We start from the raw sequence: 26,469 nt of genomic DNA on the forward strand, positions 1-26,469 counted from the left end.
GGGCGATGTTCGAAGAAGCCTTGGGTGAACTCTCCCGCCATCTCGGCGAACAGCCGACACTGGAAATAAAGTCCGCCGAACTCGTCTATGGCGAGCTGACGATCGAGGTTGGCGGCGACAAGCTGATCGATACACTGACGTTCCTGCGTGACGACGTACAATGCCAGTTCATTTCGCTGATCGACATCAGCGGTGTGGATTATCCGTCACGCGAGTATCGCTTTGACGTCGTCTATCACCTCTTGTCCCCGCGCCAGAACCTGCGCATCCGCGTCAAGGTCGCAACCGACGAGGATACCCCGGTTCCCTCAGCGACAGCGGTCTATCCCGGTGCCGATTGGTACGAGCGCGAAACCTACGATCTTTACGGCGTGCTCTTTTCGGGTCATCCGGATCTTCGCCGCATCCTCACCGACTACGGCTTCGAGGGGCATCCGCTGCGGAAGGATTTCCCGCTAACCGGGTTTGTCGAAGTGCGCTACGACGACGAGATCAAGCGGGTCGTTTACGAGCCTGTCGAACTTCGCCAGGAATTTCGCAATTTCGACTTCCAGTCGCCATGGGAAGGCACGGATTACGTGCTGCCGGGTGATGAGAAGGCGAAGACAAATTGAGCGTGTTGATGAGACTGTGTCTCCCATCTCGCGGAGCAAGCGATGACTGAACATAGCGTCCGTAACTTTAACATCAACTTCGGTCCGCAACATCCTGCGGCGCATGGCGTTTTGCGCCTCGTGCTTGAGCTTGACGGCGAGGTAGTGGAGCGCGTCGATCCGCATATCGGCCTCCTGCACCGTGGCACCGAAAAGTTGATGGAAGCCAAGACCTACCTGCAGGCCGTGCCCTATCTCGATCGGCTCGACTACGTGGCTCCGATGAACCAGGAGCATGCCTATGCGCTTGCCGTCGAGCGCCTGCTCGAGATCGAGGTGCCGAGGCGTGGTCAGCTCATCCGCGTGCTTTTTTCCGAGATAGGCCGCATTCTATCCCACCTTTTGAACGTGACGACGCAGGCCATGGACGTCGGCGCGCTGACGCCGCCGCTCTGGGGTTTTGAAGAGCGCGAAAAGCTGATGGTGTTCTACGAGCGGGCCTGCGGCGCGCGCATGCACGCCGCCTATTTCCGGCCAGGTGGTGTTCATCAGGACATCCCGGATAAACTCGTCGAAGACATCGGCAAATGGTGCGATCCGTTCCTTCAGACAGTAAAGAACCTCGACGATCTGATCACGCCAAACCGCATTTTCAAGCAGCGCAATGTCGATATCGGCGTCGTTACGCTTGAGGATGCGTGGGCATGGGGTTTCTCCGGTGTCATGGTGCGCGGTTCGGGCGCCGCATGGGATCTGCGCAAGTCGCAGCCCTATGAATGTTACGCCGAGATGGAGTTCGATATTCCCATCGGCAAGAATGGCGATTGCTATGATCGTTATCTGATCCGCATGGAGGAGATGCGCCAGTCTGTGCGGATCATGCGCCAGTGCGTCGACCTTTTGCTTGGCAAGGAGCGTGTTGGTCCGGTATCGAACACCTCGGCTAAGATCGTACCGCCGAAGCGCGGCGAGATGAAGCGCTCGATGGAAGCGCTGATCCATCACTTCAAGCTCTACACGGAAGGCTATCACGTCCCCGCCGGGGAGGTTTATGCAGCCGTGGAAGCGCCCAAGGGCGAGTTCGGCGTTTTCCTCGTCTCGGACGGGTCCAACAAGCCGTACCGCGTGAAATTGCGCGCACCAGGCTTTGCCCATCTCCAGGCCATGGACTTCATGTGTCGTGGCCACATGCTCGCCGACGTATCGGCGGTGCTCGGCTCGCTCGATATCGTATTTGGTGAGGTTGATCGTTAATGTCCGTCCGTCGTCTTGCAGAAGATAATATCCAGCCAGCGGCATTCGCGTTCAATCGCGAAAACAGTGCCTGGGCCGAGAAAGCGATTGCCAAATATCCGAAGGGGCGTGAGCAGTCGGCTGTTATCCCCTTGCTGATGCGCGCGCAGGAGCAGGATGGCTGGGTCACGAAGGCAGCGATCGAACATGTCGCCGGCATGCTCGACATGCCGCTGATCCGCGTGCTCGAAGTCGCCACCTTCTATACGCAGTTCCAGTTGAAGCCGGTCGGAACGCGGGCGCACATTCAGGTATGCGGCACCACGCCATGCATGCTGCGGGGAGCGGACGAGCTCAAGCGCGTCTGCCAGCACAAGATTCACCACGAGCAGTTCCACACCAACGAAGCCGGCACGCTGTCGTGGGAAGAGGTCGAGTGCCTTGGCGCGTGCGTCAATGCTCCGATGGTCATGGTGTTCAAGGACACCTATGAGGATCTGACGCCGGAACGCCTCGAGGAAATCATCGATGCCTTCGAGGCTGGCAACGGAGTCTCGGTCCCGGTAGGACCGCAGATTGACCGCATCTTCTCGGCACCCGAGGGCGGCCTCACATCGCTGACCGATGGAAATGGTGCCGCCACGCCGAAGAGCGCAGGACAGGCTGCCCCGGATAGCGCATCCATACCGCCGTCGAACGCGGCAAAGCCCGTTACGCACGACGAAACGACCAATGCCGCGATCAGGTCGCCATCAAGGGTGAAGGCCACGAAGGCGGCCGAGGATGCGACGTCGAAGCCGGCAGCAAAGCCTGTTGCTGCACGTACCATCAAGAACCCTCCGATCGCGGAAGGTTCGCTCGGTGAGAAGCCTGACGTCCAGCGCGTAGATATCGCCGCAAAGCCTGTTTCGCTGGAAGACAAGAGCCGGCCGGCTGCAATCGAAAGACCGGCCGTCATTGACGATCTGAAGCTGATTGCAGGCGTTGGACCGAAGATTGAAGATATCTTGCATGAGCTTGGCATTTTCACCTTCGCCCAGGTTGCTGCCTGGAAGAAGGCCGAGCGGGAATGGGTCGACAACTACCTGAATTTCAATGGCCGCATCGAGCGCGACGAATGGGTCAAGCAAGCCAAGGCTTTGGCCAAGGGCGGCGAACCGGAATACATCAAGGTTTTCGGCAAGAAGCCGAGATGATCAATTTGGCGGCTGCCTTGAGCGCCCGCCTAAAATGGACGAAGAGAGTAGGACAGGTGCGAAATGCTCGCTGACAAAGACCGCATCTTCACCAATATTTACGGCCACAAGGACAAGTCCTTGAAGGGCGCGATGAGCCGTGGCAATTGGGACGGCACCAAGCAGATCCTCGAAAAGGGTCGCGACTGGATCATCAACGAGATGAAGGCATCGGGCCTTCGTGGCCGTGGTGGCGCGGGCTTTCCGACCGGGTTGAAATGGTCGTTCATGCCCAAGGAAAGCGACGGACGGCCGCATTACCTCGTCGTCAATGCCGACGAGTCCGAGCCCGGTACCTGCAAGGACCGCGATATCATGCGGCACGATCCGCATACGCTGATCGAAGGCTGCCTGATTGCCGGTTTCGCCATGGGAGCCAACACCTGCTACATCTATGTGCGCGGCGAATATATCCGCGAGCGCGAGGCGCTGCAGGCGGCGATCGACGAATGCTACGATGCCGGCCTTCTCGGCAAGAACAACAAGAATGGCTGGGACTACGATATCTTCGTCCATCATGGCGCCGGCGCCTATATTTGCGGCGAGGAAACAGCGCTTCTCGAGAGCCTCGAAGGCAAAAAGGGCCAGCCGCGCCTGAAACCGCCGTTCCCGGCGAATATGGGCCTTTATGGCTGCCCGACCACCGTCAACAATGTCGAATCGATCGCTGTTGCGCCGACGATCCTGCGTCGCGGCGCGGCGTGGTTCTCCGGTATCGGCCGCCCGAACAATGTCGGCACCAAGCTCTTTATGCTTTCCGGTCATGTGAACAAGCCATGCACCGTCGAAGAAGCCATGGGCATTACCTTCCGCGAGCTCGTCGACAAGCATGGCGGTGGTATCCGTGGCGGCTGGGACAATCTTCTGGCGGTCATTCCCGGCGGCGCTTCCTGCCCGGTGGTTCCGGCAGCGGACATTATCGATTGCCCGATGGATTTCGACGGGCTGCGTGCGGTCAAGTCGTCATTTGGCACCGCAGCCGCGATCGTAATGGACAAGTCCACCGACATTGTTCGCGCCATCGCCCGTATTTCCTACTTCTTCAAGCACGAAAGCTGCGGCCAGTGCACGCCTTGCCGCGAAGGCACAGGCTGGATGTGGCGGGTGATGGAGCGCATGGTTACCGGCAACGCGCAGAAGCGCGAGATCGAGATGCTGCTCGACGTCACCAAGCAGATCGAGGGTCATACGATCTGTGCGCTTGGCGATGCCGCGGCATGGCCGGTTCAGGGCCTCATCCGCAGTTTCCGCCCTGAAATTGAGCGCCGCATCGACGAGTTTTCCCGCACTGCCTCGCCGAGCCCTGTGCTCGAAGCGGCGGAATAGGTGGAAAGGCCGATGGCAGACAACGCAAAACATCGCATCGACACATGGACAGCCTTGATGCCGAACCACACGGTTGCGGCAGTCAACCTGTTGACGCCGTCGCTGGGCGCGGCCGCCGCCGCATCCGCAATCGGTCTTGGCATTGCCAGCCAGATGTGGGGTTTCTGGGCCGGTGCTTTTGCCGGGGCGTTTGATCTGAACCTGAAGACGGCGGAAGCCGGTGCTCCGCGCGTTGCAGCGGACGTCGATGATCTGAAGACGATCATTCGCGGCAAGACCGCCGCGGCACCCGCTAAGCGGCTTCAGGTACCCGTAGAGCCGCAGGTTGTTTCAGTTGAAACTGCAATTGCCGCGAAATTGGCTCCGGCCGTGACGACTGGGGCCGACGATCTGAAGCGGATCGCGGGCATAGGGCCGAAGCTTGAGCAGGTCTTGAACGGCATGGGAATAAGCACCTATGCGCAGATCGCCGGATGGACGGCGGACGAGATCGCGAAGGTCGATGACGAACTCAAATTCGGGGGGCGCATTGTGCGCGACGATTGGGTTGGCCAGGCAAATCGATTGAAGGGGAAACCCTGAACAAGGTGCGCGCCGGTTGTTACCCGGCACGTTGAGAATTAAGGGCATTTCGGCAACTGCGGAAATGCCGGACTGGAATGCGGTATGTTCCGCGAGGTTGGACGGACGATGGCAAAGATCAAAGTCGACGGTAAGGAAATAGAGGTACCGGATCACTATACGCTTCTGCAGGCTGCGGAAACGGCGGGTGCCGAGGTTCCGCGCTTCTGCTTCCACGAGCGTTTGTCGATTGCCGGCAATTGCCGCATGTGCCTGATCGAAGTGAAGGGCGGACCGCCGAAGCCGGCAGCCTCCTGCGCCATGGGCGTGCGCGATTTGCGCCCCGGTCCCAACGGCGAGACCCCGGAAATCTTCACCAATACCCCGATGGTCAAGAAGGCCCGCGAAGGCGTGATGGAATTCCTGCTCATCAACCATCCGCTCGATTGCCCGATCTGCGATCAGGGCGGCGAATGCGATCTGCAGGACCAGGCTATGGCCTTCGGCGTCGATTCCTCGCGTTATCGCGAGAATAAGCGCGCCGTCGAGGACAAATATATTGGTCCTCTCGTCAAGACGATCATGACGCGCTGCATCCATTGCACCCGCTGCGTCCGCTTTACGACGGAAGTTGCCGGCATTTCCGAACTCGGCCTGATCGGCCGCGGTGAAGATGCCGAGATCACCACCTATCTCGAACGGGCGATGACCTCCGAACTCCAGGGCAACGTCATCGATCTTTGCCCGGTCGGTGCGCTGACCTCGAAGCCCTATGCTTTCCAGGCTCGTCCCTGGGAGTTGAACAAAACGGAATCCATCGATGTGATGGATGCAGTCGGCTCGGCGATCCGCGTCGATACCCGTGGCCGCGAGGTGATGCGCATCCTGCCGCGCGTCAACGAGCAGGTGAACGAGGAATGGATTTCCGACAAGACGCGCTTCATCTGGGATGGCCTGCGCACGCAGCGCCTCGACCGTCCCTATATCCGTAAGGACGGCCGTCTCGTTGCCGCGACCTGGCCGGAGGCCTTCGACGCGATCAGGGTCGCCGTTGCCAAGACCGACGGCAGCAAGATCGGCGCCATTGCCGGCGATCTCGCCAGTGTCGAGGAGATGTATGCACTTAAGGCGCTGATGGCGTCGCTTGGCTCGGCCAATTTCGACGCACGTCAGGACGGCTCGGCGCTTGCTACGGCGGGCGGCCGCGCTTCATACATTTTCAATCCGACGATCGACGGGATCGAGCAGGCCGATGCGATCCTCATTATCGGATCAAATCCGCGTTTCGAGGCATCGCTGCTCAACGCCCGCATCCGCAAGCGCTGGCGTGCCGCTGGAACGCCGATCGGCCTGATCGGCGAACAGGCCGACCTGCGCTATAAGTACGAATACCTTGGCGCCGGCGCCGAGACGCTTGCCGATCTTGCGGCTGGATCGATGAATTTCCTGTCGGTTCTGAAGACGGCCAAGAACCCGATGATCATCGTCGGGCAGGGTGCTCTGTCGCGCGCGGACGGCCAGTCGGTATTGGGACTTGCGGCAAAGATCGCCGCTGAAGCCGGAGCCCTACGGGACGACTGGAACGGATTTGGCGTGGTGCATACCGCTGCGAGCCGTGTCGGCGCGCTCGACATCGGCTTCGTGCCGGGTGAGGGCGGCAAGACGGTAGCCGAGATGCAGGGCGCGATGGATGTTCTGTTCCTGCTCGGCGCCGACGAACTCGACTGGTCCGGCAAGGACAAGGCATTCACGGTGTACATCGGCACGCATGGTGATCAGGGCGCGCACAATGCCGATGTGATCCTGCCCGGCGCGACCTATACGGAAAAGTCGGGCACCTATGTGAACACCGAGGGCCGCGTGCAAATGACGAACCGCGCCGGCTTTGCGCCAGGCAACGCCAAGGAAGACTGGGCAATCCTGCGCGCTCTATCCGACACACTCGGCAAGAAATTGCCGTTCGACTCGCTCGCGGCCTTGCGCTCCGGCCTCTATGCGGAGTATCCGCATCTCGCTTCGGTCGACTCGATCGAAGCCGGCAATCCTGCCGATGTCGAGAAGCTGGCGAGTACAATCGGCGCAGTCGAGAAGACGGCCTTCATCTCGCCGGTCAAGGATTTCTACTTGACCAACCCGATCGCACGCGCCTCTGCCGTCATGGCCGAGTGCTCGGCGCTCGCCAAGGGCGGCTTCAAGCAGGCGGCCGAGTAGGCGGGAAAGAGACTGATATGGAAGAGATTTTCGCAACCTACATCCTGCCGCTGCTGATCATCCTCGGCAAATCACTGCTGTTGCTGGTGGTGATGCTGCTGATCATCGCCTATCTGCTTCTGGCGGATCGCAAGGTCTGGGCGGCCGTGCAGTTGCGGCGCGGCCCCAACGTCGTCGGACCGTTTGGTTTGCTGCAGTCCTTCGCCGACCTTTTGAAGTTCGTCGTCAAGGAACCGATCATCCCCTCCGGCGCCAACAAGGGCATTTTCCTGCTTGCGCCGCTCGTATCGTCGGTCCTTGCCATGGCGGCCTGGGCTGTCATTCCGGTCAATGAGGGCTGGGCGGTCGCCAACGTCAATGTCGGCATCCTTTACGTCCTCGCCATTTCGTCGCTCGAAGTCTACGGCGTCATCATGGCGGGCTGGGCATCCAACTCGAAATACCCGTTTCTCGGCGCACTGCGCTCGGCCGCGCAGATGGTGTCCTACGAAGTGTCGATCGGCTTCGTGATCGTCACCGTCCTCCTTTGCGTGGGTTCGCTCAACCTGACCGACATTGTCATGTCGCAGACGACCGGCCTCGGCACGATGATCGGTCTGCCGAATACGTTCCTCGACTGGCATTGGCTCGGCCTGTTCCCGATGTTCATCATCTTCTTCATTTCGGCACTGGCGGAGACCAACCGTCCGCCGTTCGATCTGGTCGAAGCTGAATCGGAACTCGTCGCCGGCCACATGATCGAATATTCGTCCACGGCGTTCCTGCTGTTCTTCCTCGGCGAATATGTCGCCATCACCCTGATGTGCGCGCTGACGACGATCCTCTTCCTCGGCGGCTGGCTGCCACCCGTCGATGTGTGGTTCCTGAACTGGGTGCCCGGCGTCATCTGGTTCCTGCTCAAGCTGTTCCTTTGCTTTTTCATGTTCGCCATGGTGAAGGCTTTCGTTCCGCGCTACCGCTATGACCAGTTGATGCGCCTTGGCTGGAAGGTATTCCTGCCGATCTCGATCTTCATGGTCGTCGCCACCGCGGCCTTCCTCAAAATTACCGGCCTGACGCCTTAAGGAGAACGAGCATGGCACAACTGGCACAAGCTGCTAAATCGCTCCTGCTTCTGGAATTCGTCGGGGCATTCTTCCTGTCGATGCGGCAGTTTTTTGCGCCCAAGGCGACGCTAAACTATCCGTACGAAAAGGGACCGGTTAGCCCGCGCTTTCGTGGTGAACATGCGCTGCGCCGTTATCCTAACGGCGAAGAACGCTGCATTGCCTGCAAGCTGTGCGAGGCGATCTGCCCGGCACAGGCAATCACGATCGAGGCTGGTCCGCGCCGCAACGACGGCACGCGTCGCACGGTTCGTTATGATATCGACATGGTGAAGTGCATCTATTGCGGCTTCTGCCAGGAAGCATGCCCTGTCGACGCGATCGTCGAGGGGCCGAATTTCGAGTTCGCCACGGAAACACGCGAAGAACTCTACTACGACAAGGAACGTCTGCTTGCCAACGGCGATCGTTGGGAGCGGGAACTGGCGCGCAACATCGCGATGGATGCGCCCTATCGCTGAATATGAACTGCGCGCATGTGTCTTGGCCGTTGATCTTCAACCGGCGGGGAACATGCGCTAAGAGGCTTGAAAAATTGAAAGATCATTTGGCCGGAACGGCAAACGATCCGTTTGAATTGGCAGTTTTATCTGCCGGGTTTAATGGCAGGACGACCTGCCGGAATGGAAATCGGGGGAACCCATGCTGACAGGTATCGCGGCGGCGTTTTTCTATCTCTTCGCCTTCATCACTGTAGCCAGTGGTTTCATGGTTATTGCTGCACGCAATCCCGTGCATTCCGTGCTGTTCCTGATCCTCGCCTTCTTCAATGCGGCCGGTCTATTCCTGCTGACCGGCGCCGAATTCCTGGCGATGATCCTTCTCGTCGTTTATGTCGGCGCTGTGGCGGTGCTCTTCCTTTTCGTCGTCATGATGCTGGATGTGGACTTTGCCGAACTGAAGAGCGGAGCGCTGCAATATGCGCCGATCGGCGCACTGGTCGGGCTCATCCTGGCCGCTGAGCTGATCATCGTTCTTGGCGGTTCGATTTTCGCGCCGACCCTGACCGCATCGCCGGTCCAGCCGACGCCCGATCTTGCGACCCGCACCAACACTGCAGCGCTCGGCGACATTCTTTATACGGACTACATCTATTTCTTCCAGATTGCCGGGCTGGTGCTTCTGGTTGCGATGATCGGCGCCATTGTTCTGACGCTGCGGCACAAGCCGAACATCAAGCGCCAGAACATCGCGCAGCAGGTGGCTCGCACGCCTGCAACGGCCATCGAGGTCAAGCAGGTCGAAACCGGCAAGGGTATCTGACAGGAGCGTCATGATGGAAATTGGTATCGCACATTATCTGACCGTCTCTGCCCTGCTGTTCACGCTCGGGATCTTCGGCATCTTCCTCAACAAGAAGAACATCATCGTCATCCTGATGTCGGTCGAATTGATCCTGCTTGCGGTCAATCTGAATTTCGTGGCGTTTTCCGCCGCTCTGCACGATCTGGTCGGCCAGGTCTTTGCGCTGTTTGTCCTGACCGTCGCCGCCGCCGAGGCAGCCATCGGTCTTGCTATTCTCGTCGTGTTCTACCGCAATCGTGGATCGATTGACGTAGAAGACGTCAACATGATGAAAGGTTGACGGGGGCATGCTGTATCTGGCGATTGTCTTCCTTCCGCTGCTCGGCTTCCTGATCGCCGGGCTTTTCGGCTCCGCTATCGGCGCGAAGGCGAGCGAATATGTCACGACCGGCTTTCTGATCGTCTGCGCCATCCTTTCGTGGATCGCATTCGGCTCGGTCGCCCTTGGTCATACCGAGGCGTTCAAGATTCCTGTGGCGCATTGGGTCGAGTCTGGTTCGCTGAGCTTCGACTGGTCGCTGCGCATCGACACGCTGACGGCGGTCATGCTCGTCGTCGTCAATACGGTCTCGGCGCTGGTTCATACCTATTCGATCGGCTACATGCACCATGACCCCGATCGCCCGCGCTTCTTCGCCTATCTCTCGCTCTTCACCTTTGCCATGCTGATGCTGGTGACGGGCGACAATCTCGTCCAGATGTTCTTCGGTTGGGAAGGCGTCGGTCTTGCCTCGTACCTGCTGATCGGTTTCTGGTACAAGAAGCCATCCGCCAATGCGGCCGCCATGAAGGCGTTCATCGTCAACCGCGTCGGCGACTTCGGTTTCCTTCTCGGTATCTTCTCCTTGTTCGTTCTGTTCGATACCGTCCAGTTCGATACGCTGTTCGCATCTGCCGCGCAATATCTGCCGGCAGAAGGCGCCGCAACTGACGGCAGCCAGATCGTTCTCAACTTCCTCGGCTATACGCTTGATAAGCAAGGCGCAATCACGATTGCCGCGCTCCTCCTTTTCATGGGTGCAATGGGCAAGTCGGCGCAGTTCCTGCTGCACACCTGGTTGCCGGACGCCATGGAGGGCCCGACCCCGGTTTCAGCGCTCATCCATGCCGCAACGATGGTCACCGCCGGCGTTTTCATGGTCGCGCGCCTGTCGCCCATCTTTGAACTGTCGCACACGGCGCTGATGTTCGTCACCTTCATCGGCGCAACGACCGCGTTCTTCGCGGCCACGGTTGGCCTCGTCCAAAACGACATCAAGCGCGTGATTGCCTATTCGACCTGTTCGCAGCTCGGCTACATGTTCGTGGCGCTCGGCGTCGGCGCCTACGGCGCAGGCATATTCCACCTCTTCACGCACGCCTTCTTCAAGGCGCTGCTGTTCCTCGGCGCGGGCTCGGTCATCCATGCCGTTTCGAACGAGCAGGACATGCGCCACATGGGCGGACTACGTAAGCTCATCCCGACAACCTACTGGATGATGATCATCGGCACCGTTGCCCTGACCGGTCTCGGCATTCCTGGCACGCTGATCGGCACCGCCGGTTTCTTCTCGAAGGACATGATCATCGAGTCGGCCTTCGCCTCGCACAATCCGGTGGCGAACTACGCCTACATTCTTCTTGTCATCGCCGCTGTCTTTACCAGCTTCTATTCGTGGCGCCTGATTTTCATGACGTTCCACGGCAAGCCGCGCGCCAGCCACGATGTCATGCATCACGTGCATGAATCGCCCTATGTGATGCTGGTGCCGCTCTTCATTCTTGCGGTAGGCGCACTCTTTGCCGGCGTGATGTTCCACGAGCACTTCTTCGGCCACGAATATGCCGAGTTCTGGAAAGGCGCGCTGTACACGGCTCCGGGCAACGAGATTCTCGAGGAACACCACCACGTGCCGTTCATCGTGCAGCTGTCGCCATTCATTGCGATGGTCGTTGGGTTCCTGGTCTCGTGGCAGTTCTATATCCGCTCGCCGGAAACACCCAAGCGCCTCGCTGCCCAGCATCCTGGCCTTTATCAGTTCCTGCTCAACAAGTGGTATTTCGACGAGCTCTACGACTTCCTCTTCGTGCGCCCGGCGAAAGCCCTCGGACGGTTCCTGTGGAAGCAGGGCGATGGCTGGCTGATCGACGGCCATGGACCCGATGGAATTTCGGCACGCGTCGTTGACGTGACCAATCGCGTCGTGCGGCTGCAGACGGGTTACCTTTATCACTATGCGTTCGCGATGCTCATTGGGGTCGCCGCACTCGTCACCTGGATGATGCTCGGGAGCAACTTCTAATGACCGACTGGCCAATTCTCTCGACCGTTACCTTTCTGCCGTTGGTCGGTGTTCTGCTCATCCTGTTCATCCGTGATGACAGCGACTCAGCGCGGACGAACATCCGCAATGTGACGCTGTGGACGACGATCATCACGTTCCTGCTGTCGCTGCCGATCTGGTACTATTTCGATAACAGCCAGTCGGGCTTCCAGTTCGTCGAAAAGACTGCGTGGCTCGACTCGGGTATCTCGTACCATATGGGCGTCGACGGCATTTCCATGCTGTTCGTCATCCTGACGACGTTCCTGATGCCGCTATGCATCCTTGCAAGCTGGGACGCCATCCAGAACCGCGTCAAGGAATACATGATCGCATTCCTCGTGCTGGAAACGCTGATGATCGGCGTCTTCTGTGCGCTTGATATCGTGCTTTTCTACGTGTTCTTCGAAGCCGTTCTCGTGCCAATGTTCATCATCATCGGCGTTTGGGGTGGCAAGCGTCGCGTTTATGCAAGCTTCAAGTTCTTCCTTTATACGCTGCTCGGCTCGGTGCTGATGCTGCTTGCCATCATGGCGATGTACTGGCAGGCCGGCACGACGGATATTCCGACCCTGCTCGCCTACAAGTTCCCGGCCTCCATGCAGACCTGGCTGTGGCTGGCATTCTTTGCCTCCTTCGCCGTCAAGATGCCGATGTGGCCGGTCCATACCTGGCTTCCCGATGCGCACGTCGAAGCGCCGACCGCGGCTTCCGCGATACTTGCCGGCATTCTGTTGAAGCTCGGCGGCTACGGTTTCATCCGCTTCTCGCTGCCGATGTTTCCGCTCGCCTCCGCCGATTTCGCGCCGCTGATCTATACGCTCTCGGTGGTCGCCATTATCTACACGTCGCTCGTCGCCCTGATGCAGGAAGACGTGAAGAAGCTCATTGCCTATTCCTCGGTCGCGCATATGGGCTATGTGACCATGGGCATTTTTGCCGCCAACGAGCAGGGCATCCAGGGAGCATTGTTCCAGATGCTGTCGCACGGCCTCGTGTCGAGCGCGCTGTTCCTTTGCGTCGGCATCATCTATGACCGCACCCATACCCGCGAGATTGCGGCCTATGGCGGCCTCGTCAACAACATGCCGAAATATGCCGTCGTCTTCATGATCTTCACCATGGCGAATGTCGGCCTGCCGGGTACGTCCGGGTTCGTTGGAGAGTTTCTGACGCTTCTCGGTGTCTTCCGCGTCAACACGTGGGTGGCGATGTTCGCGGCAAGCGGTGTTATTTTCTCTGCGGCCTATGCGCTCTGGCTTTATCGCCGCGTCATCTTCGGCGTGCTCGACAAGGACAGCCTGAAATCGCTGCTCGACATGACGACGCGTGAGAAAGCCGTGGTCTATCCGCTGGTCATTCTGACGATCTTCTATGGCGTCTACCCCATGCCGATCTTCGATGCGACGGCAAGCTCCGTGCACGCCATCATCAATCAATACAATAATGCGCTGTCCTCGGCCGCCACACTGGCGCTGAAATAGCAGGAAGAGGCCTAACCGACATGATTGCCAACTTGACGCTTATGGCTCCTGAACTGCTCATCGCGGGCGGCGCGCTCGTGCTGTTGATGATCGGCGCGTTTTCCGGCGAGCGGGCAAACGGGCTGGTTGGCGGCCTTGCCGTTGCACTGCTTCTCGCCGCACTCGCGCTTGTCGTCATATTCCCGCAGGACGGCCATGTTTTCGGACGCGCCTTTGTTAGCGATCCTTTCTCACGCTTCATGAAGGTGTTGACGCTTGTCGGTTCAGTGGTGACGCTGGTGATGTCGGCGGGCTTTGCCAAGGAGCAGAAGTTCGACAAGTTCGAGTTCCCGATCCTCGTCCTTTTGGCGACGCTCGGCATGCTGCTGATGATTTCGGCCAATGATACGCTCTCGCTCTATCTCGGCCTCGAACTGCAGTCGCTCGCGCTCTACGTCGTTGCTGCCATCAATCGCGACAACGTCCGTTCGACCGAAGCTGGTCTCAAATATTTCGTGCTTGGCGCTTTGTCGTCCGGCATGCTTCTCTACGGCATTTCCCTGGTCTATGGCTTTACCGGACACACCGGCTTTGGAGCGATCGCGCAGGCGCTCAGCGGCGGCGAACGTCAGCTCGGCGTCGTCTTTGGCCTCGTTTTCATCCTGGCTGGCCTTGCCTTCAAGATCTCGGCCGTCCCGTTCCATATGTGGACCCCTGACGTTTACGAGGGTGCACCGACACCGGTTACGGCTTTCTTCGCCTCGGCGCCAAAGATGGCGGCGATGGCACTTCTGACCCGCGTCGTCAGCGAGACCTTCCAGCCGATCACCCACGATTGGCAGCAGGTCGTCGTTTTCATTGCCATCGCTTCAATGGTGCTTGGTGCGTTTGCGGCCATCGGCCAACGTAACATCAAGCGGCTGATGGCCTATTCGTCGATCAGTCACATGGGTTACGCGCTCGTTGGTCTCGCCGCCGGGACGGTTGTCGGCGTACGCGGCGTTGCCATCTACATGCTCATCTATCTCGTCACCACGCTCGGCACCTTCGCCTTCATCCTCGCAATGCGACGCAAGGACGGCAATGTCGAGCAAATCAGCGATTTGTCCGGGCTCTCGCGCACCAATCCGATCATGGCGACGATCCTGACGATCCTGATGTTCTCGCTCGCAGGCATTCCGCCGCTCGCCGGCTTCTGGGGCAAGTGGTACACCTTCCTTGCCGCGATGCAGGCGAACCTCTACGCGCTGGCGATCATCGGCATCGTCGCCTCGGTCGTGGGCGCATACTATTATCTGCGCATCATCAAGATCATGTGGTTCGATGAACCGGCGGGTGCTTTCGTGCCCATGGCCGGCGAGTTGCGCCTCGTTCTTGGCGTTTCCGGCCTGCTGGTCCTGTTCTATGTCTTCGTTGGCGGACCGGTCAGCACCTATGCGGAAGCCGCAGCGAAAACCTTCTTCTGACGACTATGGGCTTTTCCCTATCGCCCCTGGCCCAGCAAAACTTCTATCGCCTTGAAGCCTTCGAGACGATAGGTTCAACCAATGCCGTGGCGTTGGAGCGGGCACTTGCGGGTGACCCCGGAAAGCTCTGGATTGTTTCCAAGCAGCAGGAAAGCGGGCGCGGACGGCGTGGGCGCGCCTGGGCGACATCGCACGGCAACCTCGCGGCCTCGCTGCTGCTCACCGGTGCATTCGACCTGAAGGCCGCGGCGACGCTCGGCTTTGTCGCGGGCCTTGCACTGGCCGACGCACTCGACGCGGTCTGCCCATCGACTGTCTTCTCGGTTGGCCTCGACGGTGCCGGCAATCACGGTCCGACCAGCGCACCGCTGCGTGTCGAGTTGAAATGGCCGAACGATCTGCTTGCAGGCGGGGCAAAACTCGCCGGTATCCTGCTCGAGTCCACCCAGCTTGAGGCCAATCGTTTCGCGATTGTCATTGGTATCGGTGTCAACGTCGTGGCATACCCTGACGACGTGCCTTATCCGGCAACGTCGCTTGCCCGCCTTGGGGCGGATTGTAATGCCGAAACACTGTTTCTGGCGCTGTCCGACGCCTGGCAGGAAAACAGCTGGGTTTGGAACGAGGGACGGGGACTTGCCGAAATTCGCAAGCGCTGGCTGGCACGTGCGGCCGGCCTCGGCAGCGAGGTCGCTGTGCGAGTCGACGGCGCGGTCCTGCGTGGTATATTCGAAACCATTGACGAAGATTGCCGTTTCGTCATTCGCGACAGCGAGGGCGAGCGCATAAAGATCGCCGCTGGTGATGTGCATTTTGGTGCGGTGGCGTCCGCAAGGGCTGAATAGAATTCGGCTATTAGGAGTATAGATGGCGAATTCCGATCAAGCTGAGCTTGTTTTCCTTCCACTCGGCGGTGTCGGTGAGATCGGAATGAACTTGGCCATGTACGGCTACGGTCCGGCGCATAAGCGCGAATGGGTGGTGGTGGATATGGGCGTCAGCTTTGCCGGCCCCGAACTTCCCGGCGCCGATCTCATTCTGCCAGACATCCGGTTCCTGCAGGCCGAACGCCAGAACCTCAAGGGCATCGTCATCACCCACGCCCATGAAGATCACTACGGGGCGTTGCTCGATCTGTGGCCGCTCCTCAATGTTCCGGTTTTCGGCACTCCCTTCACCGCCGGGCTGCTCGAGGCCAAGCGTCATGCGGAGCCCGGCGCGCCGGACATTCCGGTAACGATCTATCGCGCCGGCGAGACATTCAATGTCGGCCCATTCGAGTTCGAGGCGCTGTCGGTGACGCATTCGATCCCCGAGCCGGTATCGCTCGCGATCAGGACACCGCTTGGCACGATCATCCACACTGGCGACTGGAAGATGGATCCGGAGCCATCAATGGGGCCGCTGATCAATGAAGCGCGCTTCCGCGCCATCGGCGATGAAGGCGTCCTCGCCATGATGTGCGATTCGACGAATGCGCTGCGCGAAGGCGAATCGCCTTCCGAGCGCGAGGTGGGTGAGAGCCTGCGCAACATTATCGAGAACGCGCGCGGCCGCGTCGCCATCACGACCTTTTCGTCGAATGTCGGCCGTATCCGCTCGATCGCCTTGGCCGCACGCGATGCGGGAAGGCAGGTATTGGTGCTCGGCCGTTCAATGAAGCGCATGATCGATGTCGCCAGTGAGCTCGGATATCTCGACGATGTCCCCGAATTCCTGTCGGAAGACGATTACGGCTTCATTCCGCGCGAGAACATGGTGATTATCCTTACCGGCAGCCAGGGCGAACCGCGCGCCGCGCTGGCCAAGCTCGCCCGTGATGAAATGCGCAGCGTCGCGCTTTCTGCCGGCGATCTGGTGATCTATTCGTCCCGCACGATCCCCGGCAATGAAAAGCCCATCATCGAGACCAAGAACCTTTTGATAGAGCAGGGCATCCAGATCATTTCGGATGACGACCAGCTCGTGCATGTTTCCGGGCATCCCCGTCGCAACGAGTTGCGGCGGATGTATGAGTGGGTGCGTCCGCGCATCCTCGTGCCGGTGCATGGCGAGGCGGCGCATCTCGTCGCCCAAGGTTCACTCGCTGCCATGGCCGGCATCCCGGAAGTGCCCCAGGTGCGCAATGGCGACATCTTGAGGCTCGCGCCGGGCAGGGCCGAGATCATCGACAAGGCGCCGTTCGGCCGGTTGGTCAAAGATGGCAAGCTCATTGGCGACGAAGAAGAGGTGGGTATCGTCGAACGCCGCAAGCTCGCCTATGTCGGGCACGTTGCCGTATCGATGCTGCTCGACGACAACTACAACATCATTGAAGATCCGGAGATCGTGCCGGTGGGGCTGCCGGAAAGCGACGATGAGGGCGAACTGCTCAAGGACTTACTGTACGATGCGGCAGTAAGCGCCGTACAAAGCATTCCCCGTGAAAAGCGCAGGGATCTGGCGATGGTTCGCGAAGCAGTGCGCCGCGCTGTACGGGCGGCAACAAACGAGGTCTGGGGCAAGAAGCCGGTGGTTACCGTCTTCGTGACCCGCCCATAGGACAATCCTTATGCTGGGCCGTCTCAACCATATCGCCATTGCGGTGCCTGATCTGGCAGCAGCGTCGGCGACCTATCGCAACACGCTGGGCGCCAAGCCAACCGAGCCGCAGGTGCACCCGGAACACGGCGTGACGGTGGTCTTCATCGATGTCGGCAACACGAAGATCGAACTGCTGGAACCGCTCGGGGCCGATTCGCCGATCGCTGCCTTCCTCGCTAAAAATCCCTCCGGAGGCATGCATCACGTCTGCTACGAAGTGGCCGATATCATTGCCGCCCGCGATCATTTAAAAAGTGAGGGCGCCCGCATCCTTGGCGATGGAGAGCCCAAGGTCGGCGCGCATGGCAAACCCGTTCTCTTCCTCCACCCGAAGGATTTCAACGGGACACTGATCGAACTGGAGCAAGAATAATGCCTATCGCGACGGCCATGGCAGTCTATTTCATCTTGTGGTGGCTGACATTGTTCACCATGCTGCCGATCGGCCTGCGCACGCAAGGCGACGAGGATGACGTGACGCTGGGTACGCCAGCCAGCGCCCCGCACAAGCATCGCATGGGCAGGGTCTTTCTTCTGACGACGATCATTTCGGCGGTGCTTTTTGGAGCCTTCTACGTCGTGAACCAGGAATACGGCTTTGGCGTCGATAGTTTCCCGGTCTGGTTCCCGCAGGCAAAATAGAAATTCAGGTCATCAACTTCAGTTTTGCTGGATAGAAACGCCACTTTCGCCAATTTTGAGCTCGACGGCGGGCTTGGTCTCTTCGCGATAAATGTAGATTCCTAATCCGATGACGGCAACGAGAAGTGCTCCGACGATCAGGTAAAGGCCATTGCGATTATTCAAGATCATTTCCTTTTGGTTGTGATGGAGAGACTAACTAGAGAATTTAGAGGGCTTTGAATATTAGCCGTTGGTCTGATCCAGCGCGTGCGGCGCGGGTGTTCCGGGTTCATTGCTTCCTTTTAGGGGAAAGACTGCCAGCAGGCCGGCAATAATGAGTAATGTCAGAAGCGCTGCAATGAACAGGGTCTGCAAGTTCATAACGGTCTCCAGTTTGCCCTATCAACCAGCGCGGCGGCGAAAAGTTCCGCGATTAGAACGCCTTTTGCGCTTCTTCAGAATTGTTCCGGCGGAAAAGAATCTTGATTCGCCGGCCCTGTCGCCTGAAACGGCGTCTGAAAATCCTGCCTCGTACCGATCTCCGGGGATGTTCGATAAACGTAAACTGGCTAAGAACTTTGATTGGGTGTTGAGCGACATGGCAATCAGCGGCGGCTCGAAATTGAATCGGCCGAAGAGGTAGGTTAACAGAGCCGAAAATGCAGCAACAAAAAGCGACTGCTTAGAATTCGATTTCAGAATAGCAAGCAAGTATTTGAATCTGCGTTTAAGGACAAAAAAAATGCAAGGCTTTCACCTTGCATTTTAAGATCGCGTCCGACCTGATCCACTTGCGTGGCGGCTGCGTGTTATCGCGCCACAGGTCACATCCTCCCAAGACTTTGACCGCGTAGGAAAGCAGAATTTTTCTTACTTTCTCCTTATGCCGAAAAAAATAGCGGACTGCCTGCGAAATGTCACGAAAAATATTCGTTGCCATCACATTTTGCTTACATTTCCAGCAGGATCATGAATCTTCGATAAATCAGTAGCTTCTTCGCTCCTGCTTACGGGTTTCCAATCAGATGCGAAGCAGTTAAGTAAACTTTGCTGCTCGCTTGTCTTCTTTCGAACTACGAGAAACGCAGCGTGATTTTGACGGGTGTATGATTCCCTCCCAGAAATCGAACACGATTTATGGAGTTATGCGCTACCTTGCACTTGGTTTTGCCTGATTCTTAAAGCACTCAGGCTGTATTCAATTTGGTGATCTTCAATGCGGCTCTCCCGGTACTTTTTGCCCATCCTCAAAGAAAACCCCAAGGAGGCGGAAATCGTCTCCCACCGGCTCATGTTGCGCGCCGGGCTGATTCGACAGGAGTCGGCCGGTATCTACGCATGGCTGCCGGCGGGTTTGAGAATTCTCAACAAGGTGAGCAATATCATCCGCGAGGAGCAGAACAGGTCCGGAGCTATCGAGCTCCTGATGCCGACCCTTCAATCGGCCGATCTGTGGCGTGAAAGCGGTCGCTATGACGCCTATGGCGACGAGATGCTGCGGATCAAGGATCGCGGCGAACGCGATATGCTGTACGGGCCGACAAATGAGGAAATGATCACAGAGATCTTCCGCGCCTATGTGAAGTCTTACAAGGACTTGCCGCTCAATCTTTATCACATCCAGTGGAAATTCCGCGACGAGCGCCGTCCGCGTTTCGGCGTCATGCGCTCGCGCGAGTTTCTGATGAAAGACGCCTATTCGTTCGACCTTAACTTCGAGGCAGCGAAGGCCGCGTATAACCGCATGTTCGTCGCCTATTTGCGCACGTTCTCGCGCCTCGGTATCCAGGTCATACCCATGCGTGCCGATACGGGTCCCATCGGCGGTGAACTCAGCCACGAATTCATTATCCTTGCCGATACCGGCGAAAGTCAGGTCTTTTGTGACCGGGCTTATCTCGACCTTCCTGTACCGGGTTCCGATACGAATTTCGACAATGACGATGAAATCGCCGATATCGTAAAGCGCTGGACGACGCCCTATGCAGCGACCGACGAAATGCATGATGAGGCCGCCTGGGCCAAGGTCGGAGCCTCCGACCAGTTGGCCGCTCGCGGTATCGAGGTCGGTCACATCTTCCACTTCGGCACGAAATACTCCGAACCAATGGGCGCCAAGGTTAGCGGCCCCGATGGAAAGGATCATCTCGTATCGATGGGTTCCTATGGGATCGGCCCTTCGCGCGTCGTCGCTGCCATCATTGAAGCCTCGCACGACGAGAACGGCATCATCTGGCCGAAATCCGTAGCGCCGTTTGGCGCCGGCATCGTCAACATGAAGCCGGGCGACGCAGCTTGCGACGCGGTTTCTGCCAAGATTTACGAAGCTCTGACCAATGCCGGGCTCGATCCGCTGCTTGACGATACGGACGACCGTCCTGGCGCCAAGTTTGCGACCATGGACCTGATCGGTCTGCCGACGCAGATTATCGTCGGCCCGCGCGGCGTCGCTGCTGGCGAAGTCGAACTCAAGGATCGCGCAACGGGCGCCCGCGAGACGCTCAGCGTCGAATCGGCGATCAACAAGTTTGCAGGACCCCATGACTGAACAGACTGCGATGACCGGTTCCAAGCCGTTCTCCGCCTATGAGCGGATGATCGCCTGGCGCTATCTTCGGGCGCGGCGCAAGGAAACCTTCATTTCGGTGATTGCCGGGTTTTCATTCACGGGGATAATGCTGGGCGTTGCGACGCTCATCATTGTCATGGCCGTGATGAACGGTTTTCGCAGCGAACTGCTGACCCGAATCCTCGGTATCAACGGCCATCTGATCATGCAGCCGATCGACCGGCCGCTCGATGATTACGATGCGGTGATAAAGCGTGTTGACGGCGTCTCCGGCGTATCCTTCGCCATACCCGTTGTTGAGGGCCAGGTGCTTGCAAAGGGCACTGTCGGCGCAGGCACGGGCGCTCTGGTGCGCGGCTTGCGCGAGGAGGACATCGCCAAGCTCAAGCTCGTTGCGACGAATGTGCGGCAGGGGACCTTCGAGGGGTTCAATACGGCAGGCGGCGTCGCCATTGGCACGCGCATGGCCGAGAATCTCGGTCTCGGCCTCGGTGACCGCCTCACATTGATTTCTCCCGATGGCGATGTGACCCCGCTCGGCATGGCGCCGCGCGTCAAATCCTATCCGGTCACCGCCATCTTCGAGATCGGCATGTCGGAATATGATGCTTCGATCGTCATCATGCCGCTCGAGGAAGCGCAGCTCTATTTCAACCAGGAAGGCAAGGTTCAGTCGCTCGAAATCTTCGCCGACAATCCCGACAATATCGATGCGCTGAAGAAGCCGATCGAGGATGCTGCGCAGCGGGCGCTCATGCTAACCGACTGGCGTCAACGCAACCAGACCTTCTTCTCCGCGCTTCAAGTCGAGCGCAACGTAATGTTCATGATCCTGACGCTGATCGTGCTCGTCGCAGCACTCAACATCATCTCCGGCCTGATCATGCTGGTGAAGGACAAGGGGCATGACATCGCCATTCTCAGAACGATGGGAGCGACGCGTAATTCGATCCTGCGCATCTTCCTGATGACCGGCGCCGCCATCGGTGTGACCGGCACGCTCGCAGGCGTCGTGCTTGGCGTGGTCGTTTGCCTTAACGTGGAGCGGATTCGGGAATTCTTCTCCTGGCTGTCCGGAACAACCCTGTTCAATCCGGAACTCTATTTTCTCAGCACGCTTCCGGCCAAGATGGACTTCAACGAGACGTTTTCGGTCATCCTCATGGCGCTGGTTCTATCATTCCTTGCAACCCTTTTTCCCGCCTGGCGCGCAGCCAAGCTCGATCCAGTTGAAGCCCTGAGGTACGAATAGATGGCAGCCGGTCCCATTCTTCAACTGACGGGCGTCGGCCGTCGGTACAATGAGATCGACCGCGAATTGGTGATCCTCAACGACGCAAATTTCGCGCTGGGCAAGGGCGAGATGGTGGCCCTTGTCGCACCGTCGGGCGCCGGCAAGTCGACCCTGCTTCATACGGCCGGACTTCTGGAGCGGCCCGACAGCGGCGATGTGATTCTTTCCGGAAGGTCGTGCGGCACGCTTTCTGATGAAGAACGTACCGCAATCCGCCGCAACGACATTGGCTTCGTCTACCAGTTTCATCATCTCCTGCCGGAGTTTTCCGCACTTGAAAACGTGATGATGCCGCAGATGATTCGCGGTATGAAGCCAGGGATAGCGGCTGAGCGGGCGCAGCAGCTCCTCGATTACATGAAGGTCGGGGCGAGGGCTTCGCACCGGCCGAGCGAACTTTCGGGCGGCGAGCAGCAGCGTGTGGCGATCGCACGTGCGGTCGCTAACGCGCCGCTGGTGCTCCTGGCTGACGAGCCTACCGGCAATCTCGATCCTGTTACCTCGTCCTATGTGTTTGAAGCTCTGGAGGCGCTCGTTCGCCAATCCGGGCTTTCGGCGATGATCGCGACACACAATTTCGATCTCGCCCGCCGCATGGACCGGCGCGTGACCCTGAAGGACGGTAAGATCACCGATCTTTGATCCCCCGGGGATTTTCGGGGGCCTGACAGTCGCGTCCAAAATGAAGCGCGCGGTCAAATAATCCTGTTCAAATGCGCTTCGCTGCGGACATCGTTCATCTTCTCTTAAGATTTTGCAAACCATAGCGCCAACCCGCGCTCTGGTTCGCTTGACTTTAGAACAAAAATAGAACAAAACATATACATAGAGACAACGAAGAAGGGTTTTACCGATGAGCGAACTTTTCCAGGACGTCATGTCATTCGTTACTGTCAGCCTTTTCATTGCCACTTTCGCAATGTGGGTCAGCGTAATCTGAAAATCTGAGATCGCGCGGCAAAGCGTCAGCCCGCGCGATCTTGCTCTATCCACTGTTGCGGTCGGGCAAGAACCCCAATACGGGTGGACACCGTGTGGCGCTTGTTCGACTATGCCGCAGCGGTGAATCAGTTCTCCGTTCAATATCCGGAGACGACAATTGGCAGACGGGCAGGGCAATAGCGGCGGCAAGGCAAACGCGCAGGCGCTGCGATTCGTCCACCTGAGGGTTCACTCCGCCTATTCGCTGCTCGAAGGCGCATTGCAGGTTCCCAAGGTCATCGACCTTGCGGTTGCCAGCAAGTTTCCGGCGCTGGCAATCACCGATACGAACAACCTCTTCGGCGCACTCGAGTTTGCGCAGAAGGGTTCGAAAGCAGGATTGCAGCCTATCATCGGTTGCCAGCTCGACATTGCTTTCCACGACCAGGCCGAAGAAAGCCGCAGCGCCAATCGGCGCGAGGCGCTTGGTCTTGCCCCGTTCGTACTGATCGCCGCCACCGAGGCTGGCTATGCCAATCTCGTTCGCCTCGTGAGCCGTGCCTACCTTGAATCACCTGCTGGCGATCCAATTCACATAGCGGCGGACTGGCTTCCCGGCAGAACCGACGGCATCATTGCCTTGACGGGCGGACCGGAGGGGCCGATCGCCAAAGCGATCAAGGACGACCGCAGTGACCGGGCCCGCCAGCGCCTGAGCCTGTTGCGGTCGCAGTTCGGGGATAGGCTCTACGTCGAATTACAGCGACATGCGGGGTACGATCGTGCTCTGGAGGCAGCGCAGGTCGAACTGGCCTATGAGCTGGAATTGCCGATTGTAGCGACGAACGATGTGTTCTTTTCAAAAAGCGAAGACTACGAGGCGCACGATGCGCTGCTTGCCATTGCCTCGGGTTCGCTCCTTTCCATCGACGACCGGCGCCGCCTCACGTCGGACCACTATCTGAAAAGCGAAGCGGAGATGGTGGCGCTCTTCGCCGATCTGCCGGAGGCAATCGAAAACAGTGTCGAGATAGCGCTGCGTTGTTCCTATTATCCCAAGAATCGCGCTCCGATCCTGCCGCGCTTTACCGGCGAAAGCGATGATCCCGATGCGGCCCTCCAGGCGGAGGCCGATGAACTCGCCCGGCAGGCGCGGGAGGGTCTTGCCCAGCGTATCCAGCAACAGGGTCTGGCTGAGGGCCATACGCCCGAGCAATATGCAGAACGACTCGAATACGAGATCTCGATCATCACCCGGATGAAATATCCGGGATACTTTCTCATCGTTTCTGACTTCATCAAATGGGCAAAGGCCCATGACATTCCGGTTGGGCCGGGTCGCGGCTCGGGTGCGGGTTCGCTCGTCGCCTATGCGCTGACGATCACCGACGTCGATCCGTTGCGCTTCTCACTGCTGTTCGAGCGCTTTCTCAATCCCGATCGTGTATCGATGCCCGACTTTGACATCGATTTCTGCCAGGAGAGGCGCGATGAAGTCATCCGCTATGTGCAGGGCAAGTATGGCCGCGATCAGGTGGCGCAGATCATCACGTTCGGAACACTGCAGGCCCGCGCCGTGCTGCGCGATGTCGGGCGCGTTCTCGAAATGCCCTATGGCCAGGTCGACCGCCTGACCAAGATGGTTCCGGCCAACCCCGCCAACCCGGTTACGCTGTCGAAAGCCATCGAGGATGAGCCGCGTCTTCGCGAGGAGCGCGACAAGGAGCCGGTGGTCGAGCGGCTGCTCGATATTTCGCTCAAGCTCGAAGGCCTTTATCGCCACGCCTCTACTCACGCAGCCGGTATCGTCATCGGTGACCGGCCGCTGTCGGAACTCGTGCCGATGTACCGCGATCCGCGTTCGGACATGCCGGTCACCCAGTTCAACATGAAGATGGTGGAAGAAGCGGGGCTCGTAAAGTTCGACTTCCTCGGCCTTAAGACGCTGACCGTGCTGCAAACCGCGGTCAACCTCGTCAAGCGGCGCGGAATCGCGGTCGACCTTTCCAATCTGCCGCTTGAAGACAAACTGACCTACGAGATGCTCTCGCGCGGCGAGACGGTCGGCGTGTTCCAGGTGGAAAGTACCGGCATGCGCAAGGCGCTGATCGGTATGCGGCCGGACCGGATCGAAGATATCATCGCGCTTGTCGCGCTCTATCGCCCGGGTCCGATGGAGAACATTCCGACCTATAACGCCCGCAAGAACGGCGACGAAGAGATGGCGTCGATCCATCCGAAGATCGACCATCTCGTCAAGGAAACGCAAGGCGTCATCATCTACCAGGAACAGGTGATGCAGATCGCGCAGGAAATGTCCGGCTATACGCTGGGCGAAGCCGATCTTTTGCGCCGCGCCATGGGCAAGAAGATTCGCGCTGAAATGGATATGCAGCGCGTGCGCTTCGTCGATGGCGCGGTCGAGCGCGGCGTGACCAAGCCGCAGGCCAATTTCATCTTCGATCTTCTTGCGAAATTTGCCGATTACGGCTTCAACAAGTCGCATGCGGCGGCCTATGCGATCGTGTCGTTCCAGACCGCCTATATGAAGGCGCATTATCCGGTCGAATTCCTCGCCGCGTCGATGACCTACGATATGTCGAATACCGACAAGCTCAACGACTTCCGGCGAGAAGCTGTTCGGCTGGGTATCGAAGTGGTGACGCCCTCGGTCAACACATCCTATCGCCTGTTCGAAGTCGGCGAGAACCGGATCTATTATTCGCTCGCGGCCATCAAGGGCGTCGGCGAGGCGGCCGTCGATCATATCGTCGAAAAGCGTGGCGCCACACCCTATGCCAGCCTCGAGGATTTCTGCGAGCGCATCGACCCGCGCGTCGTCAACCGACGCGTTTTCGAAAGTCTGATCAATGCCGGCGCCTTCGATTGTTTCGGCCGCGAGCGCCCCGCGATGATCGCCGGCCTCGACCGCATCATCGGCCATGCGCAGCGCACCCAGGAAGACAGCCTGAGCGGGCAGGCGGATATTTTCGGCGGCATGGCCTCGGGCGCGCAAACGCTGCAACTGCCTGCGGCAGCGCCCTGGCTTTCGGCGGAAAAACTGCGGCGCGAATACGAGGCGGCAGGGTTCTACCTTTCTGCCCACCCCCTCGACGAATACAGGCCTATCCTCGAAAAGCTGCGCGTGCAGACCTGGCTCGAATTTCAGGCGGCGGTCAAGCGTGGCGCCAATGCGGGGCGGCTGGCGGGCACGATCACTGCCAAGCAGGAGCGCAAGACGAAGACCGGCAACAAGATGGGAATCATCCAGTTCTCGGATTCCTCCGGCCAGTTTGAAGCCGTACTCTTTTCCGAAGCGCTGTCGCAATATCGAGATTTGCTCGAGCCCGGCAAGTCGGTCGTGGTGACTGTCGGTGCGGAGGATCGTCCGGAAGGGATCAGCCTGCGCATCCAGACCGCGCAGTCGCTGGAAGATGAGGCAACGCGCATGCAGAAGGCCTTGCGGCTTTACATGCGCTCCAGCGCGCCGCTGACCTCCATCGCACCCTATCTTGCGCCGCAGAATGACGGCCAGGTCGTCAGTCTCGTACTGATCAAGGAAAACGGCGCGACTGAAGTCGAGATCGAGCTTCCCAATCGCTACCGGGTCGGACCGCAGGTTGCGAGCGCAATGAAGGCCATTCCGGGCATCGTCGAAGTCGAGATGGGGTAGGGT

At 58.9% G+C, this 26,469-nt stretch carries 24 protein-coding genes; 21 read left to right on the plus strand and 3 right to left on the minus strand.

Going from position 1 to position 26,469, the window contains the following annotated elements; genetic code table 11:
• Window positions 1-5 precede the first annotated feature (5 nt).
• The 17 genes from BR48_RS0117355 (at window position 6) to BR48_RS0117435 (ending at window position 18,027) form a co-directional block, all read left to right on the plus strand.
• Window positions 6-614 (plus strand): NADH-quinone oxidoreductase subunit C, encoded by a 609-nt coding sequence (locus tag BR48_RS0117355; RefSeq protein WP_027232470.1) that lies wholly within the window; start codon window positions 6-8, stop codon window positions 612-614.
• A gap of 42 nt (window positions 615-656) precedes the next feature.
• Entirely contained in the window at window positions 657-1,847 is a 1,191-nt protein-coding gene (locus BR48_RS0117360; RefSeq protein ID WP_027232471.1) for an NADH-quinone oxidoreductase subunit D, read from the plus strand.
• Window positions 1,847-3,022 carry an NADH-quinone oxidoreductase subunit E gene (locus tag BR48_RS0117365; RefSeq protein WP_027232472.1) on the plus strand — a complete coding sequence of 392 codons (1,176 nt, stop codon included), beginning with the start codon at window positions 1,847-1,849 and terminating at the stop codon, window positions 3,020-3,022. The genes BR48_RS0117360 and BR48_RS0117365 overlap by 1 nt, the downstream gene beginning before the upstream one ends.
• A gap of 63 nt (window positions 3,023-3,085) precedes the next feature.
• Window positions 3,086-4,387, plus strand: coding sequence for an NADH-quinone oxidoreductase subunit NuoF (gene nuoF, locus BR48_RS0117370; RefSeq protein WP_027232473.1), 1,302 nt, complete (start codon window positions 3,086-3,088; stop codon window positions 4,385-4,387).
• A gap of 12 nt (window positions 4,388-4,399) precedes the next feature.
• On the plus strand, window positions 4,400-4,969 hold the full coding sequence (locus BR48_RS24875; protein ID WP_051615139.1) for a hypothetical protein: 570 nt from the start codon (window positions 4,400-4,402) through the stop codon (window positions 4,967-4,969).
• Window positions 4,970-5,077: 108 nt separating this feature from the next.
• Entirely contained in the window at window positions 5,078-7,159 is a 2,082-nt protein-coding gene (gene nuoG, locus BR48_RS0117380) for an NADH-quinone oxidoreductase subunit NuoG (protein WP_027232474.1), read from the plus strand.
• 17 nt (window positions 7,160-7,176) lie between these two features.
• Complete coding sequence (gene nuoH / locus BR48_RS0117385) at window positions 7,177-8,223, plus strand: NADH-quinone oxidoreductase subunit NuoH (RefSeq protein ID WP_027232475.1); 1,047 nt, start codon at window positions 7,177-7,179, stop codon at window positions 8,221-8,223.
• A gap of 11 nt (window positions 8,224-8,234) precedes the next feature.
• Complete coding sequence (nuoI, locus tag BR48_RS0117390; protein ID WP_027232476.1) at window positions 8,235-8,726, plus strand: NADH-quinone oxidoreductase subunit NuoI; 492 nt, start codon at window positions 8,235-8,237, stop codon at window positions 8,724-8,726.
• A 181-nt stretch (window positions 8,727-8,907) separates the two neighbouring features.
• The gene (locus tag BR48_RS0117395; protein ID WP_027232477.1) at window positions 8,908-9,528 is read left to right on the plus strand and encodes an NADH-quinone oxidoreductase subunit J; all 621 of its coding nucleotides are present in this window, start codon (window positions 8,908-8,910) and stop codon (window positions 9,526-9,528) included.
• A gap of 13 nt (window positions 9,529-9,541) precedes the next feature.
• A complete protein-coding gene (nuoK, locus tag BR48_RS0117400; protein ID WP_027232478.1) occupies window positions 9,542-9,850 on the plus strand; it encodes an NADH-quinone oxidoreductase subunit NuoK in 309 nt (102 codons plus the stop codon).
• A 7-nt stretch (window positions 9,851-9,857) separates the two neighbouring features.
• The gene (gene nuoL / locus BR48_RS0117405; protein ID WP_027232479.1) at window positions 9,858-11,852 is read left to right on the plus strand and encodes an NADH-quinone oxidoreductase subunit L; all 1,995 of its coding nucleotides are present in this window, start codon (window positions 9,858-9,860) and stop codon (window positions 11,850-11,852) included.
• Window positions 11,852-13,357: an NADH-quinone oxidoreductase subunit M gene (locus tag BR48_RS0117410; RefSeq protein WP_027232480.1), complete on the plus strand. Its 1,506-nt coding sequence runs from the start codon at window positions 11,852-11,854 to the stop codon at window positions 13,355-13,357. Before nuoL ends, BR48_RS0117410 begins: the two co-directional genes overlap by 1 nt.
• Window positions 13,358-13,377: 20 nt before the next feature.
• On the plus strand, window positions 13,378-14,802 hold the full coding sequence (gene nuoN, locus BR48_RS0117415) for an NADH-quinone oxidoreductase subunit NuoN (protein ID WP_036814804.1): 1,425 nt from the start codon (window positions 13,378-13,380) through the stop codon (window positions 14,800-14,802).
• A 5-nt stretch (window positions 14,803-14,807) separates the two neighbouring features.
• Window positions 14,808-15,647: a biotin--[acetyl-CoA-carboxylase] ligase gene (locus BR48_RS0117420; RefSeq protein WP_027232482.1), complete on the plus strand. Its 840-nt coding sequence runs from the start codon at window positions 14,808-14,810 to the stop codon at window positions 15,645-15,647.
• 22 nt (window positions 15,648-15,669) lie between these two features.
• Window positions 15,670-17,343: a ribonuclease J gene (locus BR48_RS0117425; protein WP_027232483.1), complete on the plus strand. Its 1,674-nt coding sequence runs from the start codon at window positions 15,670-15,672 to the stop codon at window positions 17,341-17,343.
• Between the two features lie 10 nt (window positions 17,344-17,353).
• Window positions 17,354-17,758, plus strand: a complete 405-nt coding sequence (gene mce / locus BR48_RS0117430; RefSeq protein WP_027232484.1) for a methylmalonyl-CoA epimerase — start codon at window positions 17,354-17,356, stop codon at window positions 17,756-17,758.
• Window positions 17,758-18,027: a DUF1467 family protein gene (locus tag BR48_RS0117435; RefSeq protein ID WP_027232485.1), complete on the plus strand. Its 270-nt coding sequence runs from the start codon at window positions 17,758-17,760 to the stop codon at window positions 18,025-18,027. The genes mce and BR48_RS0117435 overlap by 1 nt, the downstream gene beginning before the upstream one ends.
• A gap of 18 nt (window positions 18,028-18,045) precedes the next feature.
• Here BR48_RS0117435 and BR48_RS26490 read toward each other — a convergent pair whose 3' ends face one another.
• The 3 genes from BR48_RS26490 to BR48_RS26330 are packed head-to-tail and all read right to left on the minus strand — an operon-like array spanning window position 18,046 to window position 18,720.
• Window positions 18,046-18,192, minus strand: a complete 147-nt coding sequence (locus BR48_RS26490; protein WP_027232486.1) for a hypothetical protein — start codon at window positions 18,190-18,192, stop codon at window positions 18,046-18,048.
• Between the two features lie 60 nt (window positions 18,193-18,252).
• The gene (locus BR48_RS26495; RefSeq protein WP_197030368.1) at window positions 18,253-18,390 is read right to left on the minus strand and encodes a hypothetical protein; all 138 of its coding nucleotides are present in this window, start codon (window positions 18,388-18,390) and stop codon (window positions 18,253-18,255) included.
• A 21-nt stretch (window positions 18,391-18,411) separates the two neighbouring features.
• Window positions 18,412-18,720, minus strand: coding sequence for a hypothetical protein (locus BR48_RS26330; protein WP_155810915.1), 309 nt, complete (start codon window positions 18,718-18,720; stop codon window positions 18,412-18,414).
• A gap of 505 nt (window positions 18,721-19,225) precedes the next feature.
• Here BR48_RS26330 and proS point away from each other — a divergent pair.
• The 4 genes from proS to dnaE all read left to right on the plus strand — a co-directional run bounded on the left by proS (window position 19,226) and on the right by dnaE (window position 26,466).
• Window positions 19,226-20,557, plus strand: a complete 1,332-nt coding sequence (gene proS / locus BR48_RS0117460; protein WP_027232488.1) for a proline--tRNA ligase — start codon at window positions 19,226-19,228, stop codon at window positions 20,555-20,557.
• Window positions 20,550-21,830 (plus strand): lipoprotein-releasing ABC transporter permease subunit, encoded by a 1,281-nt coding sequence (locus tag BR48_RS0117465; RefSeq protein ID WP_027232489.1) that lies wholly within the window; start codon window positions 20,550-20,552, stop codon window positions 21,828-21,830. Before proS ends, BR48_RS0117465 begins: the two co-directional genes overlap by 8 nt.
• On the plus strand, window positions 21,831-22,514 hold the full coding sequence (locus BR48_RS0117470) for an ABC transporter ATP-binding protein (protein WP_027232490.1): 684 nt from the start codon (window positions 21,831-21,833) through the stop codon (window positions 22,512-22,514).
• Window positions 22,515-22,971: 457 nt separating this feature from the next.
• Window positions 22,972-26,466 carry a DNA polymerase III subunit alpha gene (dnaE, locus tag BR48_RS0117480; RefSeq protein ID WP_027232491.1) on the plus strand — a complete coding sequence of 1,165 codons (3,495 nt, stop codon included), beginning with the start codon at window positions 22,972-22,974 and terminating at the stop codon, window positions 26,464-26,466.
• Window positions 26,467-26,469 lie beyond the last annotated feature (3 nt).

The sequence above is a fragment of the Phyllobacterium sp. UNC302MFCol5.2 genome, from assembly GCF_000686005.1.
Classification (GTDB): domain Bacteria; phylum Pseudomonadota; class Alphaproteobacteria; order Rhizobiales; family Rhizobiaceae; genus Phyllobacterium; species Phyllobacterium pellucidum.